Genomic DNA, 14,186 nt, shown 5'->3' with positions numbered 1-14,186 from the left:
TGTGCGTCACCCAGGGGCAATCCAAGGATGAAAAGAAGTCATAAGTTGTTCGGAGCCAGCCTTCTGGCATTGGCGATCAGCGGATGTGCAGTCAAGAGTGAGCCGATTGAACGCAGCGTCAGTGAGCAACGCGCCAAAAGCGACATGCAGAACATGTTCACCGGTCAGGAGCCCCTCAGCGGTCCGTTGACTCTGCACCAGGCCATGGCCCGTGCGGTGAAATACAACCTCGAAGGCCGGCTCAAGATCATGGAAGAGGCCCTGGCCAAGCGCCAACTCGACCTGGCCAGTTTCGACATGCTGCCGCGCATGGCCCTCGATGCGGGTTACGTCGGGCGTAGCAACGTCGGCGCCTCCAGCAGCCAGAGCGTGCTGACCGGCACCCAGTCTCTGGAACCGTCGACCTCCCAGGACCGCGACCGTCGCGTCGCCGACCTGACCATGGTCTGGAACGTCCTCGACTTTGGCGTCAGCTACATCAGCGCCAAGCAGCAGGGCGACCAGCGTCTGATCGTGCAGGAACGCCGGCGCAAGGTGATCAACACCATCGTCCAGGACGTGCGCTCGGCTTATTGGCGCGCGGTGGCCGCCGAACGTTTGCTGACGCAGATCGACAGCCTGATGGCGCGGGTCGATACGGCGCGCAAAAACAGCCAGAGCATGAGCGATCAACGCATCGGCGATCCGGTGGTTGCGTTGGGTTATCAGCGCTCGCTGATTGAAGCGACGCGTCAGTTGCAAGAGCAGCGCCGCGCGTTGTCCCTGGCCAAGACCGAACTGTCGACCCTGATCAACCTGCCGATGGGCACCGACCTGAAACTGGCGACCCCGGATGACTACGCGATACCGCAATTGAAAGTCGGCATGGCCAGCCTCGAACACGAAGCCCTGGCCAGCCGTCCGGAGCTACGCGAGCAGGATTATCAGACGCGCATCAGCACCGCCGAAACCCGCAAAGCCATGTTGCGGCTGTTGCCGGGGCTGGAATTTTCGGCCGGCGGGCATTACGACAGCAACTCGTTTTTGGTCAACGACAAGTGGGCCGACTACGGCGTGAAGCTGACCTGGAACCTGTTCAACGTGATCTCCGCTCCGGCCGCAATCAACGTGGCCAAGGCCGGCGAAGAAGTGGCCAAGGCGCGGCGTCAGGCGATGTCCATTGCCGTGCTGGCGCAGCTTTACGTGGCCAACGCCAACTACCAGGAAGCGCTGCATCAGTTCCAGACCAACCAGGAACTGTCGAGCATCGACGGGCAGATTCTCGGCCAGTTGCGTAACCGCCATCAGGCCGCGGGCCTCGGTGAACTGGACCTGATCCAGGGTGAACTCAACACCTTGCAGGCGGATTTGCGTCGGGACCTGTCTTACGCCGATCTGCGTAACGCCTACGGCCAGATCTTCGCCAGCGCCGGGCTCGACCCGATGCCGGATGAAGTGCAATCCACCGAAGTCCAATCCATCGCCACCGCGTTGGCCAACCGTGAAGCGGCGTGGGCGTCGGGCAACATTGCGCTGCCGGTGGCTGCACATGACCCGGCCCAGTAATTTGCTGGCGCCGACCGCCAGCATCAGCCGTGCACAACGCGAGGCCCGCAACGGCCATCGTGGCACGGCGATTTTGCTCACCGGCCTGCCAGCGGCGGGCAAGTCGACCCTGGCCCAGGCGCTGCACGCCGAGTTGTTCGAACGCGGGGTGCAGAGCGTGGTGCTCGATGGCGACGGGCTGCGGGTCGGACTCAATCGCGATTTGGGCTTTGCCGACAGTGATCGTCAGGAAAACATTCGCCGTGCCAGTGAACTCGCGGCGTTGTTGGTCGAGAACGGGCAGATCGTGATCCTGGCGATGATTGCGCCGCTGGTGGAGCTGCGGCAGATGTTTGCCCAGCGCCTGGGCGAGGATTACCACGAAGTCTGGTGCAGCGCCTCCCTGGCGGTGTGCGAGCAGCGCGACCCGAAAGGTCATTACGCCCGCGCCCGTCGCGGTGAGCTGGCGGGTTTTACCGGCGTCTCCGCGCCTTACGAAACACCGCCCTCCGCGTCGCTGGTGCTCGACACCGGCGTGCAGTCGGTCGAGGCCTGTCTCGACCGCTTGCTGACCTGGCTCGGCGAATGCGCGGTGCTGCCAAAACGATGAGCCGAGCCGCGTTCTCGCGCTTGCCGATAACGGTGGATTTGCCGTTGCTGTTGCAGGCGTTGGCGGCGATTGGCGAGGACGAGTGGCACGGCCATTTCAACAGCGCTTACTACGCCGGCGAGTGGAGCGGCGTGGCGCTGATTTCGGCGGCGGATGCGTTGACTGAACTGTCGCCGGGCCTGGGTGAACCGCAGTTGCGGGCGCCGTGGTTGCGCGATGGCCGATGGCAGCAAGCCTTGCGCGATTTGCCGTTGGAAATCGTCTCGGCGCGCCTGTTGCGGCTCGGGCCGGGCGGAAAAATCCATGAACATCGCGACTTTGACTTGGGCGAGCCGGACGCTGACTTGCGTCTGCACATTCCGCTTTTAAGCCCGCCTCAGGTGGATTTCCTGCTCGATGGTCAGCGCATGCCGATGGAGGCGGGGGAATGCTGGTTTCTCGATTTGTCGCGACCCCATCGCGTGGACAATCGCGACCGTTCGGCGCGGGTGCATTTGGTCCTCGATTGCCGTCCTGGTGTGTGGCTGGAGCAAACGATTATCGATGGGTTGCCGACGACGCCTTCACCTGATGTCGGGGAGGGTGCTTTGCAGCAATTTCAGCGGTTAGTGGCGGGGGATGCCGGGCTTTCGAAAGCGTTGCAGGGCTTGGCGGACACTGAGGTTTTTATCGCTCGTACTTTAGAACTGGCGGCTGAGCGAGGCCTGGTGGTTTCCCGGGAGGAACTGCGGGCGGCGATGCGCAGCGGCCGCCGTCAATGGAATGAACAATGGAACGCCTGAACCTGGAAGGCTGGTTGCCGATTCGGATCTGGCAGCAGGCCGGGGAGTGGCAGGTGGATTGGTGCTGGTTTGGTGATACGCCGTTGCATCAGCCGTTTTTTCGCGAGGCGGTGGACGATGCGTTGCGGCTGCCGTTTAACCAGGCGTTTCGGCGGCAAACGCCGTTGGCTGTGCTTGGCGACTGGCAGGCCGAGAGTCCGGGGTTGGCGCCGAGTGCGTTTATCTTTCACGCTTCGCGGTGCGGCTCGACGTTGATCAGTCAGATGCTGGCCCGGCTCGATAATCACATCGTTATCAGCGAACCGCCGCCGTTGGATGCCTTGCTGCGCGGTGATTTGCCGGCGGCTTTGCGGCGGGTTGCGATTGAAGGTTTGTTGTCTGCGTATGGCCAACGTCGGTGCGGTTCGGAGCAACGGTTGGTGATCAAACTCGATGCCTGGAACATTGCTGAATTGCCGCTGCTGCGCGAGTGTTTTCCTGAAACGCCGTGGCTGTTTTTGTACCGCGATCCACTGGAAATTGCCGTTTCCCATATGCGCCGCCCGGGCATGCACATGGTGCCGGGGATGATTGGCGTTAGTGGGCTGGATGACGAATTGCCCTTTGATAGTCGCGAAGATTACATCGCGCGGCGGTTGGAGCGGTTGCTGTCGATGGGGTTGGCGCATTGCCGTGAACTGGGTGGGTTGGCGGTCAATTACCGCGAATTGCCGGGGGCTATGGCGGGGCGGTTGGCTGGGTTTTTTCGGTTGGATGACGTGCAGCGTGAGCAGGTGTTTGCGGCGGTGGGGCGGCATGCGAAACAGCCGTCGGAGGTGTTTGTCGGGGACAGTGACAGCAAGCGGCGCGAGGCTTCGGCGTTGTTGATTGAGCGGGTAGAGCGTTGGGCGCGGGGGCCATACCAGGCACTGGAAGAATTACTCGTCGCAGCAGGCCTATAGCCCACTGATCGTTTCCACGCGGAGGGTGGGAACGATCAGGTGTAACGGCTAAACCTTGGCTTCGGCCTTCGCCTCGTGGTGATCCAGCAATCGTTCCACCAACAGATGCACGCCATCGGTCAGTCGGCTGATCGCCAGGGCTACAGAGCGGCGTGTGCCATCCACTTCGTCTGCCAGGCCAGCCGCGATGGCGCTGATGGACAGCAAGTCTTCGGAAGCATTGGCCAGCAGGGCTTCGGGGTCGTCGATGTCCGGGGCGACGGCGAAGAGCTGGTATTTACGGCGTTTGGCTGGTTTTGCATCAGCCGGGGGGAAGTAATGGGCGAAGGCGCGGTCGGCGGCTTCTTTCATTTTTTGATCGTTCCCACGCTCTGCGTGGGAATGCCTCAAGGGACGCTCCGCGTTCCAGCTCTCGAATGGGACGCTGAGCGTCCCGGGCTGCATTCCCACGCGGAGCGTGGGAACGATCAGGTGTTACGGCTAAACCTTGGCTTCGGCCTTCGCCTCGTGGTGATCCAGCAATCGTTCCACCAACAGATGCACGCCATCGGTCAGTCGGCTGATCGCCAGGGCTACAGAGCGGCGTGTGCCATCCACTTCGTCTGCCAGGCCAGCCGCGATGGCGCTGATGGACAGCAAGTCTTCGGAAGCATTGGCCAGCAGGGCTTCGGGGTCGTCGATGTCCGGGGCGACGGCGAAGAGCTGGTATTTACGGCGTTTGGCTGGTTTTGCATCAGCCGGGGGGAAGTAATGGGCGAAGACGCGGTCGGCGGCTTCTTTCATTTTTTGATCGTTCCCACGCTCTGCGTGGGAATGCCTCAAGGGACGCTCCGCGTTCCAGCTCTCGAATGGGACGCTGAGCGTCCCGGGCTGCATTCCCACGCGGAGCGTGGGAACGATCAGGTGTTACGGCTAAACCTTGGCTTCGGCCTTCGCCTCGTGGTGATCCAGCAATCGTTCCACCAACAGATGCACGCCATCGGTCAGTCGGCTGATCGCCAGGGCTACAGAGCGGCGTGTGCCATCCACTTCGTCCGCCAGGCCGGCCGCGATGGCGCTGATGGACAGCAAGTCTTCGGAAGCATTGGCCAGCAGGGCTTCGGGGTCGTCGATGTCCGGGGCGACGGCGAAGAGCTGGAAATCTCCGAAGGGATTGCCGGATTTTGATCTTTCCTCAAGGTTTCGAAGACAAATCCGCCATCCCCTTCAACAACTCAATCGGCAACGGAAAGACAATCGTCGAACTCTTGTCCCCGGCAATCGAACTCAACGTCTGCATATACCGCAACTGCATCGCCCCCGGTTGCCGCCCCAGCATTTCTGCGGCTTGCATCAGTTTCTCCGACGCCTGCAATTCACCCTCCGCGTGAATCACCTTGGCGCGCCGTTCCCGCTCGGCTTCGGCCTGTTTGGCGATGGCGCGGATCATCGATTCATTGAGGTCCACGTGCTTGATTTCGACGTTGGCAACCTTGATGCCCCACGCGTCGGTCTGGGCGTCGAGCACTTGCTGGATATCGACGTTCAACCGTTCGCGCTCGGCCAATAACTCATCGAGCTCATGCTTACCCAGCACCGCGCGCAACGTGGTCTGGGCCAATTGGCTGGTGGCCATGAGGAAGTCTTCAACCTGGATAATCGCCTTCTGCGGATCAAGCACACGAAAATACAGCACGGCGTTGACCTTCACCGAGACGTTATCCCGGGTGATCACGTCCTGGGGCGGTACGTCGAGAACGATGGTCCGCAAATCCACACGAACCATTTGCTGCACCGCCGGAATCAGCAGGATCAAACCGGGCCCCTTGACCTGCCAAAAGCGCCCGAGCTGGAACACCACCCCGCGCTCGTATTCGCGCAGGATGCGGAAGGTCGACCCCGCCAGTACGATCGCCAACAGCAGTAGCGCGGCAAAACCCAGTTGCAGGCCCATGGTTATTCTCCACCCGGCGCCGCGTCAGCCGCGGCCACTTCCAGCAGTAATCCCTTGCGCGCCACCACCCGGACCCGTTGTCCGGGTTGCAGCGGTGTGGCGCTCTGTACTTGCCACTTTTCGCCTTGCAGGTGCACCCAACCGTTGAAGGCACTGCCGGCCTGCAACGTCATAACCGGCGTCACGCTGCCAACGAGTCCGGCATCGCCACTGACGTTTTCACGCGGTCGGGTTTTCAGGGCATGGATCACCAGGAAAACCAGCAACAGGGCGCTGACCAGTCCCAGGCCGATTATCAACGGCACCGGCACGTCGGTGTTGGTCAGAATCACCGCGCCGGCGACAAACATCACCAAACCGCCGAGGCCGATCACGCCGTAATTGGGCAACGTGGCCTCGGCCACCAGAAACGCGATGCCAAACACGATCAGCCACAGGCCGAGAGGGTCGGGCACAAACAGCACAACGGCGTCCGCCGCGAAAACCGATCCGCTCAGCGCCAATAACAGCGCAACCGCACAACAACGAATGTTCACGTGACCCTCCGGGAGAGTCGGGGTGTTCTGTATACAGTCTAGCTGAGCCCCGAATTGTACGAATTTTGACCAGTTGTTGACGCTGCTCCGGCCAGCAGATTTCCCGCGCGCTGGCGCCAGCGGGCCTAGACTTTCAAGGGTGAAAAGCGGTTTAACCATCGTCCGCGAAACGTTGTTGCGGACACCGAGGTGCATCATGCGTATGGCAAGAACGGTGCAGGACAGCCTGGACAAGGCTCACTGCGAATTCGACATCGTCACCCACCCGCACTCGGCCAGCAGCCTGGAAACGGCTCGCGTGGCGAATATTCCTGCCGAACGGGTGGCCAAATCGGTGATCCTCGACGACCACCACGGCCATTACCTGATGGCCGTGCTCCCCGCCAGCCGTCACCTGGACCTGAGCAAAGTACGCGGCAGCGGCGAATGGCAAATCACCCGGGAAAGCACCCTGGCGCACCTGTTCAACGACTGCGAACGCGGCGCGGTGCCGGCGCTGGGCGAGTCCTATGGCCTGGACATGGTCATCGACCCGTTGCTGACCCGGCAGAAAGACATCTACCTGGAGGCCGGTAACCACAACAACTTGCTGCACATGAGCATGCCGGAATTCCTGAAAATGGTGCCGCATGCGGAGGTTTGCGAGTTGAGTCGTTAGGTTTACGGTGTCAGTGATATCGCCTTCGCGGGCAAGCCTCGCTCCTACAGGGGACTGCGTTCTCCTGTAGGAGCGAGGCTTGCCCGCGAACAATTTCCAACCACCCAGGAGCCCCAACATGGAATCCCCAACCCACAGCCTGCCGTCCCTGTTCAAACAACTCGGCCTGGATAACGATCCGGTCAGCATCGACCAATTCATCGCCACCCATTCACCACTCAAACCGGAACTGCACTTGGCAGACGCGTTTTTCTGGACCGAAAGCCAAGCTGCCTTTTTGCGGGACGAGATTCTGGATGATGCGGATTGGGCGGAGGTGGTGGATCAGTTGGATGTGTTGATGAGAAAGGGGCGGGGGGTGTAAAAAAATCTGGGAGAAAAGGGCGAAATGAAAAAAAAATCTGGTGAGTGGTAAAAAAATCTGAGGCTAAGGCCGTGCAGTAAGTTTTTTCTGAGTTGCTCAGCGGCGATCAATAGACCAGAATAACGACCTTAATTGAGGTCTTAATTATGCAAAATGTTCTGGCCGACATTGCTGTCAGCGTGTCTGAGTTAAAGAAAAATCCATCAGCGGTACTGAACGGCGCCCATGGTGGGCCTGTGGCAGTGCTGAATCACAATCGCGTCATGGGTTATATGGTTCCGGCCGATGTTTTCGAATCCATGATGGAACGCCTCGATGATCTTGAGTTGGCGGAAATTGTTCGCTCACGTAGGCATGAAACACCGATCCCGGTAAATCTGGATGACCTATAAGCTTGAGTTCCTGCCGTCCGCACGCAAGGAGTGGGACAAACTGGGTCATACGCTGCGCGAACAATTCAAAAAGAAACTGGCAGAGCGACTCGAACTCCCGCGAGTGCCGTCGGATTCGCTACACGGCATGCCTGACTGCTACAAAATCAAGTTGAGGTCGGCGGGGTACAGATTGGTGTACGAGGTTATTGATGAGCGTGTGGTGGTTTCCGTGGTGGCAGTTGGCAAGCGTGAGCGCAGCGCTGTCTACGACCGAGCAAAACAGCGCTAACTAGCCTGACCTGCTGACTTTGCCGCTTGCGCCCGTCTCGCGGCAAATTCACTTTCGATCTCTTCATTGCTGAAGCATTCGCCCTTCAGCGATAACCTTGCCTTGTCTACTTTCCTTTGCAGGAAACTGAGGTAGTGCTTTGAAACTGCGGGATCCAAGGTGTTATCGAGTTTTGATGCAGAGATTTTAGTCATTGATTCAGCCTCGGTCGGGACGTAGGGCGTTATGCGGTTCCGAATGCTACGGCGATTCATGCCTGGACCATGCGTGATGCCCTTCCACGAATTTGTTTCAAAACTTGACCACCCTTTCCCTCGAATGCGATATTGATAGTTAGCAAACTAACAGTGTGTCATTCCCCCGTGCCAAAAAACCTCGACGCTCTCCAGATGAACATCAGCAGTGCCATGGTGGTGGCCGCCAGGCATTGGCGGAAGATCTGCCAGACCACGCTGGTCAATTATGGAATCTCCGAAGCCTGCGCCGTCCCGTTGTTGATGATCGGGCGTTTGGGGGAGGGTGTGCGGCAGGTGACGGTGGCGCAGGCGGCGGGGATGGAGAGTCCGTCCCTGGTGCGGTTGCTCGATCAGTTGTGCAACTCCGGCTATGTGCGCCGCACTGAAGACGCCCACGACCGGCGCGCCAAATGCCTGAGCCTGACCGACACCGGTCGCGAGCTGGTGCAAGCGGTGGAAGTCGAGTTGGTGCGTTTGCGTCATGAGGTGCTGGAAGGCATCGACCAGAGTGATCTGGAAGCGGCATTGCGTGTGTTGCGAGCCTTTGAAGCCGCCAATCCACCGCTGGTGATCCACCCTTGAGCGGTTTCTGGACAGGCGTTCCCCCGGCGCGGGACTGGTTCTACGGTGTGCGTACTTTCGCCGCGTCGATGATCGCGTTGTACATCGCCATGCTCATGCAGATGCCGCGTCCGTATTGGGCGATGGCCACGGTGTATATCGTTTCCAGCCCGTTTGTCGGCCCGACCAGTTCCAAGGCGCTGTACCGTGCGGTGGGCACGTTCATGGGCGCGGCGGCGGCGGTGTTTTTTGTGCCGATGTTCGTGCAGAGCCCGTGGGTGCTGGTGGTGATTATCGCGTTGTGGACCGGGACGTTGCTGTTCCTGTCCCTGCACTTGCGCACCGCCAACAGCTACGCCTTGATGCTCGCCGGTTACACCTTGCCGCTAATCGCTTTGCCGGTGCTGGATAATCCGCTGGCGGTGTGGGACATCGCCGAAGCGCGGACCGAAGAAATCTTCCTCGGCATCGCCGTCGCCGCGGTGGTCGGCGCCATGTTCTGGCCTCGGCGGCTGGCGCCGGTGTTCAACGATTCGGTGAATAAATGGTTCACCGATGCCTCGACCTACAGCCTGCGTTTCCTCACTCGCGAGGTGAAACCGGAAGAAGTCAGCGCTTTGCGTTCAGCCATGGTCACGACCTTCAACAGCCTGGAATTGATGATCGGCCAGTTGCCCCACGAAGGCGCGCGGCCGCAAACGGTACGCAACACCAAGGAACTGCGCGGGCGAATGATCCACCTGCTGCCGGTGATCGATGCCCTGGATGACGCGCTCTATGCCCTCGAACGCCGCACTCCCGAGCTTGTGGATAAGTTCGCGCCGCTGCTGACCGCGACCACCGAATGGCTTGAACACAAAGATGCTGATCTCGAACGCTGGCAAGCGCTGAAGGATCAAATCGACGCGTTGCAACCGAGTGCCGAGGCGCTGGACGATCGCAAGCAGTTGCTGTTTTCCAACGCCTTGTATCGCCTCGGCGAGTGGATCGATTTGTGGCAGGACTGCCGCAGCCTGCAATACGCCATCCAGTGCGAAAGCCAGGACAGTTGGCGCGCGGTGTATCGGCACTGGCGCCTCGGTCGCCTGACGCCGTTTCTCGACCGTGGGCTGATGCTCTATTCGGCCTTGTCGACAGTCAGCGCAATCATTGTCGCCTCGGTGCTGTGGATCCTGCTCGGCTGGACCGACGGCGGCAGCGCGGTGATTCTGGCGGCGGTGGCGTGCAGCTTCTTCGCTTCGATGGACGACCCGGCGCCGCAGATCTTCCGGTTCTTTTTCTGGACGGCGATGTCGGTGTTGTTCGCCAGTCTTTATCTGTTTCTGGTGCTGCCGAACCTGCACGATTTTCCGATGCTGGTGCTCGCGTTTGCGGTGCCGTTTATCTGCATTGGCACGCTGACGGTCAAGCCGCAGTTTTACCTGGGAATGCTGCTGACGCTGGTGAACACCTCGTCGTTCATCAGCATCCAGGGCGCCTACGACGCGGACTTCCTCAGTTTCTCCAACTCCAACCTGGCCGGGCCGATTGGCTTGTTGTTCGCCTTTGTCTGGACGTTGATTGCCCGACCGTTCGGCGCAGAACTGGCGGCCAAACGCCTGACCCGTTTCAGCTGGCGCGACATCGTCAGCCTCACCGAACCGGCGACCTTGTCCGAACACCGCAAGCTTGGCGTGCAGATGCTTGATCGGCTGATGCAGCACTTGCCGCGTCTGGGCCTGATCGGCCAGGACACTGGCGTCGCCCTGCGCGAAGTGCGCGTGGCGCTGAACCTGCTCGACCTGCTCGCCTATACCCCGCGGGTGCTCGGCGTGCCGCAAGTGCTGTTGCATCAAGTGGTGGCGGAAGTCGGCGAGTACTTCAAGGCCTGCCTCAAGGCTGGCGAGCGTTTGCCGGCACCGAGCCCGTTGCTGATGACCCTCGACCGCACCCGTCGCGCCCTCAACAGCGAGTGCGATGACGAAGCCCGGCTACATTTGCTGCACGCCTTGAGCGGACTGCGCCTGGCCTTGTTGCCCGGGGTTGAATTCGTCGGCACGGGCGCACTCGAAGAACCGCTTCCCCATGGCATCGATGGAGCGCCTTTATGATCGGTGATCTGGATATCAGCGGGGTGTTCCTGCCCACGCTGCTGGTGCTGATGGGCATTACCTACCTGTTTTACCTGTTGGTGCACGGGGTGCTCACGCGCCTGCACTTTTACCGTCTGGTCTGGCACCGGGCATTGTTCAACGTGGCTCTCTACGCTTTGCTGCTCGGCGCCGTGGACTCACTCAGTCGATACCTGATGACATGAAAAAACCTTTTTTGACCATTGGTCGCGTGCTGCTGACCCTGCTGATCGTGTCCTTCGCCGTCGTCGTGGTCTGGCGCATGGTGATGTACTACATGTTCGCGCCCTGGACCCGGGACGGCCACATCCGTGCCGACATCGTGCAAATCGCCCCGGACGTGTCCGGGCTGATCCAGCAAGTGCAAGTGCGCGACAACCAGTTGGTGCAACGCGGCCAAGTGCTGTTCAGCATCGACCAGGACCGTTTCAAACTGGCCCTGCGCCAGGCGAAAGCCGCCGTGGCCGACCGCGAAGAAACCCTGGCCCAGGCCCAGCGCGAGGCCAAGCGTAACCGTGGCCTCGGCAATCTGGTGCCGGGCGAGCAACTGGAAGAAAGCCTGTCGAAAGTCGCCCGCGCGCAATCGGCCTTGTCCGAAGCGCTGGTGACGGTGGACAGCGCCCAGCTCAACCTCGACCGCTCGACCATCCGCAGCCCGGTGGACGGCTACATCAACGACCGTGCGCCCCGCGCCCAGGAATTCGTCACCGCCGGGCGCCCGGTGTTGTCGGTGGTGGACAGCAACTCGTTCCACATCGACGGCTATTTCGAAGAAACCAAACTGGACGGCATTCACGTTGGCCAAGGCGTGGATATCCGGGTGATCGGCGACCGCGCTCGCTTGCGCGGGCACGTCGAAAGCATCGTCGCCGGTATTGAAGACCGCGACCGCAGCAGTGGCAGCAACCTGTTGCCCAACGTCAACCCGGCGTTCAGTTGGGTGCGGCTGGCGCAGCGGATTCCGGTACGGATCGCCTTCGACGACGTCCCTGCGGATTTCCGCATGATTGCCGGGCGCACCGCGACGGTGTCGATCATTGATGACAAGACCGAGGAGCCGGCGAAATGAGCAAAGCCTCGGCTTTGGCGGTGGCCGGGTTAGGCCTGTTGCTGTCGGCGTGTCAGGTGGTCGGGCCGGATTATCATTTGCCGGACGACGCCGCTGTGCACCGCGAAGATTTGCAGGGCAATCTGGCGGCAAACGGCAAAGATGTCGTTTCAGCGCCGGTGCCTGGCGATTGGTGGCGCTTGTATCAGGATCCGCGTCTCGATCAATTGGTGCAGCAGGCCATGACCACCAACACCGATTTGCGCGTGGCAGCGGCGAACCTGTCCCGGGCCCGTGCGCAGGTCGATGAAGCGCAAGCAGCGGGCGGCTGGAGCGGCGGCGTGAAGATGGGCGCCCAGCGTTTGCAGGAGTCCGGCGAAGCGTTCCTGCTGCCGGAAAAAGTACCGGTGGCCAACGTCGGGGACATTGGCATTACCACGTCTTATCAATTCGACCTGTTCGGCACCTTGCAGCGTGGGATCGAGGCGGCCAAGGCCAACGCCGACGCCACGCAAGCCGCTGCGGATACGGCGCGCATCACGCTGGTGGCCGACGTGGTTCGGGCCTACACCCAAGTCTGCGCAGCTAATGAAGAGCGGGAAATCGCCCAGCACTCCCTTGATCTGCAAGCCCAGAGCACCACCCTGACCCAACGTCTGCGTGATGCCGGGCGTGGCGATGAAACCCAGGTCACTCGCTCGCAAACCCAATTCAAATCCTTGCGCGCCGACATGCCGCGCTATGAAGCGTCCCGTCAGGCCGGGTTGTTCCGTTTGTCGATGCTCTTGGCCACACCGCTGGATCAACTGCCGGCAGGCACCGACAGCTGCGCCGAACTGCCGAAGATTGCGCAATTGTTGCCGGTCGGTGACGGCGCCACGCTGCTCAAACGCCGGCCGGATGTGCGTCAGGCCGAGCGCCGTTTGGCCGCCGCGACCGCCGGCATCGGCATCGCCACCGGCGAGTTGTACCCGGACATCAGCATCGGCGCGTCCATCGGCACCGTCGGCCTGCTGGAAAACCTCGGCAAACCGTCGGCCAATCGCTGGGGCTTCGGCCCATTGCTGAGCTGGACCGTGCCATCCAACGGCTCCCGCGCCCGAATCCGCGAAGCCGAAGCCTCGACCCAAGGCGCGCTGGCGCACTTCGACGGCGTGGTGCTCAACGCGATCCGCGAGACCCAGACCGGCCTCGCCCAGTACTCCGCGCTGCTGCAACGCCGGGATGCCCTAGCCGATGCCGAGCAGTCGGCACAACTGGCGGCGGACCAGACCCACCGCTTCTTCCAGGCTGGCCGCGCGTCGTTCCTGGCCGACCTGCAAGCCACCCGCACCTACACCGATGTCACAGCACAACTGGCAGCGGCCAACACCCAGGTTGCCATGAGCCAGATCGATTTGTTCCTCGCACTGGGCGGTGGTTGGGAAAGCGGACGAACGCAAGCGTCACAGCCCGGCAAACCCTGAGGCCGTTGCTATGCTTTGAGTTGACGGGGTCGCGTGACGATCCCGTTAATCAAGGCTCGCGTTGGTCATGGGGACTCTAATAATGAAAAACCCATATGCTCCCGGCTTCTGGTGCGCTATTGCGGCATTGGTGTTGCTGTCGGCCACCTATTTCTACGGCATCATGCTCGCCCACCAGATCGACAAGGCGCTGGTGTTCCTCGACAGCGCGGCGGCACTGATTGCCGTGATGTCCATCGTCGTGGTCGCCTGGGCTTCGGTCCAGGGCACGCGCATCAAACGAAGACACCTCGAACAAGGCAAAACCCTGGTGCTCATTTGGGACACCAAGGTCGCGCTGCGCCGGGTCGAAACCGTGTTCGACCGCTATTTCTGGGGCAGCTACTGGCAACCGGGGCGCACGTTCCAGGAAGTTATGGGCGAACTCACCGGCACGCCGCTGGAAAAAAGCCTCGAAGCCCTGAAAACCCAATGCCTGGCCCTCGATAAGCAAGTCACCGAAGAAGGCTGGCACTGGCTCAACAACGCCCGCGAACTCTCCGACGTCGCCAACGCCATGGCCCGCGAACGCTATCAACTGGACTTCTGCGACCCACGTGCGGAAATCACGGGCGGGGCAGTGATCAATCGGGATTTTGAAGTGCTGGTCTATACGTGGACGGCGCGGCTTAAAAGCTTTGATCATCAGTTGGATGAGATTGAAGTGCAGTATTCATGAGTAATTCCGGAATAGGGAATGAACCTTTAATTAGA

At 60.9% G+C, this 14,186-nt stretch carries 19 protein-coding genes and 1 pseudogene; 14 read left to right on the top strand and 6 right to left on the bottom strand.

Annotation, left to right across the window (positions count from 1 at the left end):
• Nucleotides 1–27: 27 nt before the first annotated feature.
• Genes HKK53_RS19740 through HKK53_RS19725 form a run of 4 tightly spaced genes read left to right on the top strand, consistent with a single transcriptional unit; the run spans nucleotide 28 to nucleotide 3,857 of the window.
• Entirely contained in the window at nucleotides 28–1,545 is a 1,518-nt protein-coding gene (locus HKK53_RS19740) for a TolC family protein (protein WP_169372211.1), read from the top strand.
• Nucleotides 1,529–2,134, top strand: coding sequence for an adenylyl-sulfate kinase (cysC, locus tag HKK53_RS19735; protein ID WP_169372210.1), 606 nt, complete (start codon nucleotides 1,529–1,531; stop codon nucleotides 2,132–2,134). Before HKK53_RS19740 ends, cysC begins: the two co-directional genes overlap by 17 nt.
• Nucleotides 2,131–2,916: an aspartyl/asparaginyl beta-hydroxylase domain-containing protein gene (locus tag HKK53_RS19730; RefSeq protein ID WP_169372209.1), complete on the top strand. Its 786-nt coding sequence runs from the start codon at nucleotides 2,131–2,133 to the stop codon at nucleotides 2,914–2,916. Before cysC ends, HKK53_RS19730 begins: the two co-directional genes overlap by 4 nt.
• Nucleotides 2,904–3,857 carry a sulfotransferase family protein gene (locus HKK53_RS19725; protein WP_169372208.1) on the top strand — a complete coding sequence of 318 codons (954 nt, stop codon included), beginning with the start codon at nucleotides 2,904–2,906 and terminating at the stop codon, nucleotides 3,855–3,857. The genes HKK53_RS19730 and HKK53_RS19725 overlap by 13 nt, the downstream gene beginning before the upstream one ends.
• Before the next feature lie 48 nt (nucleotides 3,858–3,905).
• Here HKK53_RS19725 and HKK53_RS19720 read toward each other — a convergent pair whose 3' ends face one another.
• The 5 genes and pseudogenes from HKK53_RS19720 to HKK53_RS19700 all read right to left on the bottom strand — a co-directional run bounded on the left by HKK53_RS19720 (nucleotide 3,906) and on the right by HKK53_RS19700 (nucleotide 6,326).
• A complete protein-coding gene (locus HKK53_RS19720; RefSeq protein ID WP_169372207.1) occupies nucleotides 3,906–4,247 on the bottom strand; it encodes a DUF6124 family protein in 342 nt (113 codons plus the stop codon).
• A gap of 90 nt (nucleotides 4,248–4,337) precedes the next feature.
• Nucleotides 4,338–4,760 carry a DUF6124 family protein gene (locus HKK53_RS19715; RefSeq protein ID WP_442962294.1) on the bottom strand — a complete coding sequence of 141 codons (423 nt, stop codon included), beginning with the start codon at nucleotides 4,758–4,760 and terminating at the stop codon, nucleotides 4,338–4,340.
• 9 nt (nucleotides 4,761–4,769) lie between these two features.
• A pseudogene (locus HKK53_RS19710) lies at nucleotides 4,770–4,994 on the bottom strand (DUF6124 family protein); the annotation flags it as partial.
• 37 nt (nucleotides 4,995–5,031) lie between these two features.
• Nucleotides 5,032–5,790, bottom strand: a complete 759-nt coding sequence (locus HKK53_RS19705) for a slipin family protein (RefSeq protein WP_169372206.1) — start codon at nucleotides 5,788–5,790, stop codon at nucleotides 5,032–5,034.
• Between the two features lie 2 nt (nucleotides 5,791–5,792).
• Nucleotides 5,793–6,326, bottom strand: coding sequence for an NfeD family protein (locus HKK53_RS19700; RefSeq protein ID WP_169372205.1), 534 nt, complete (start codon nucleotides 6,324–6,326; stop codon nucleotides 5,793–5,795).
• 196 nt (nucleotides 6,327–6,522) lie between these two features.
• Here HKK53_RS19700 and HKK53_RS19695 point away from each other — a divergent pair, with 196 nt between their 5' ends.
• The 4 genes from HKK53_RS19695 (at nucleotide 6,523) to HKK53_RS19680 (ending at nucleotide 8,011) form a co-directional block, all read left to right on the top strand.
• A complete protein-coding gene (locus HKK53_RS19695) occupies nucleotides 6,523–6,984 on the top strand; it encodes an aminoacyl-tRNA deacylase (protein ID WP_169372204.1) in 462 nt (153 codons plus the stop codon).
• Between the two features lie 118 nt (nucleotides 6,985–7,102).
• Nucleotides 7,103–7,348, top strand: a complete 246-nt coding sequence (locus tag HKK53_RS19690; protein WP_133840021.1) for a DUF2789 domain-containing protein — start codon at nucleotides 7,103–7,105, stop codon at nucleotides 7,346–7,348.
• 146 nt (nucleotides 7,349–7,494) lie between these two features.
• Nucleotides 7,495–7,740 carry a type II toxin-antitoxin system prevent-host-death family antitoxin gene (locus HKK53_RS19685; protein WP_133840022.1) on the top strand — a complete coding sequence of 82 codons (246 nt, stop codon included), beginning with the start codon at nucleotides 7,495–7,497 and terminating at the stop codon, nucleotides 7,738–7,740.
• Complete coding sequence (locus HKK53_RS19680; protein WP_169372203.1) at nucleotides 7,730–8,011, top strand: type II toxin-antitoxin system RelE family toxin; 282 nt, start codon at nucleotides 7,730–7,732, stop codon at nucleotides 8,009–8,011. The genes HKK53_RS19685 and HKK53_RS19680 overlap by 11 nt, the downstream gene beginning before the upstream one ends.
• Here the strand turns inward: HKK53_RS19680 and HKK53_RS19675 are convergent.
• On the bottom strand, nucleotides 8,008–8,205 hold the full coding sequence (locus HKK53_RS19675) for a hypothetical protein (RefSeq protein ID WP_169372202.1): 198 nt from the start codon (nucleotides 8,203–8,205) through the stop codon (nucleotides 8,008–8,010). The genes HKK53_RS19680 and HKK53_RS19675 overlap by 4 nt on opposite strands.
• Nucleotides 8,206–8,400: 195 nt before the next feature.
• Between HKK53_RS19675 and HKK53_RS19670 the strand changes: the two genes are divergently transcribed.
• The 6 genes from HKK53_RS19670 to HKK53_RS19645 all read left to right on the top strand — a co-directional run bounded on the left by HKK53_RS19670 (nucleotide 8,401) and on the right by HKK53_RS19645 (nucleotide 14,151).
• Entirely contained in the window at nucleotides 8,401–8,829 is a 429-nt protein-coding gene (locus HKK53_RS19670) for a MarR family winged helix-turn-helix transcriptional regulator (RefSeq protein WP_169372201.1), read from the top strand.
• Entirely contained in the window at nucleotides 8,826–10,898 is a 2,073-nt protein-coding gene (locus HKK53_RS19665; RefSeq protein ID WP_169372200.1) for an FUSC family protein, read from the top strand. The genes HKK53_RS19670 and HKK53_RS19665 overlap by 4 nt, the downstream gene beginning before the upstream one ends.
• Complete coding sequence (locus tag HKK53_RS19660) at nucleotides 10,895–11,104, top strand: DUF1656 domain-containing protein (protein WP_054050271.1); 210 nt, start codon at nucleotides 10,895–10,897, stop codon at nucleotides 11,102–11,104. Before HKK53_RS19665 ends, HKK53_RS19660 begins: the two co-directional genes overlap by 4 nt.
• Complete coding sequence (locus HKK53_RS19655; protein WP_123516005.1) at nucleotides 11,101–11,988, top strand: efflux RND transporter periplasmic adaptor subunit; 888 nt, start codon at nucleotides 11,101–11,103, stop codon at nucleotides 11,986–11,988. The genes HKK53_RS19660 and HKK53_RS19655 overlap by 4 nt, the downstream gene beginning before the upstream one ends.
• Nucleotides 11,985–13,433, top strand: coding sequence for an efflux transporter outer membrane subunit (locus HKK53_RS19650; protein ID WP_169372199.1), 1,449 nt, complete (start codon nucleotides 11,985–11,987; stop codon nucleotides 13,431–13,433). Before HKK53_RS19655 ends, HKK53_RS19650 begins: the two co-directional genes overlap by 4 nt.
• A gap of 82 nt (nucleotides 13,434–13,515) precedes the next feature.
• Nucleotides 13,516–14,151: an NADH:ubiquinone oxidoreductase subunit N gene (locus tag HKK53_RS19645; protein WP_149661548.1), complete on the top strand. Its 636-nt coding sequence runs from the start codon at nucleotides 13,516–13,518 to the stop codon at nucleotides 14,149–14,151.
• Nucleotides 14,152–14,186 lie beyond the last annotated feature (35 nt).

The sequence above is a fragment of the Pseudomonas sp. ADAK7 genome (assembly GCF_012935675.1).
In the GTDB taxonomy this organism is placed as follows: domain Bacteria; phylum Pseudomonadota; class Gammaproteobacteria; order Pseudomonadales; family Pseudomonadaceae; genus Aquipseudomonas.
The sequence above is the reverse complement of the archived record's forward strand: the minus strand, read 5'-3'. Positions and strand labels throughout refer to the sequence as shown.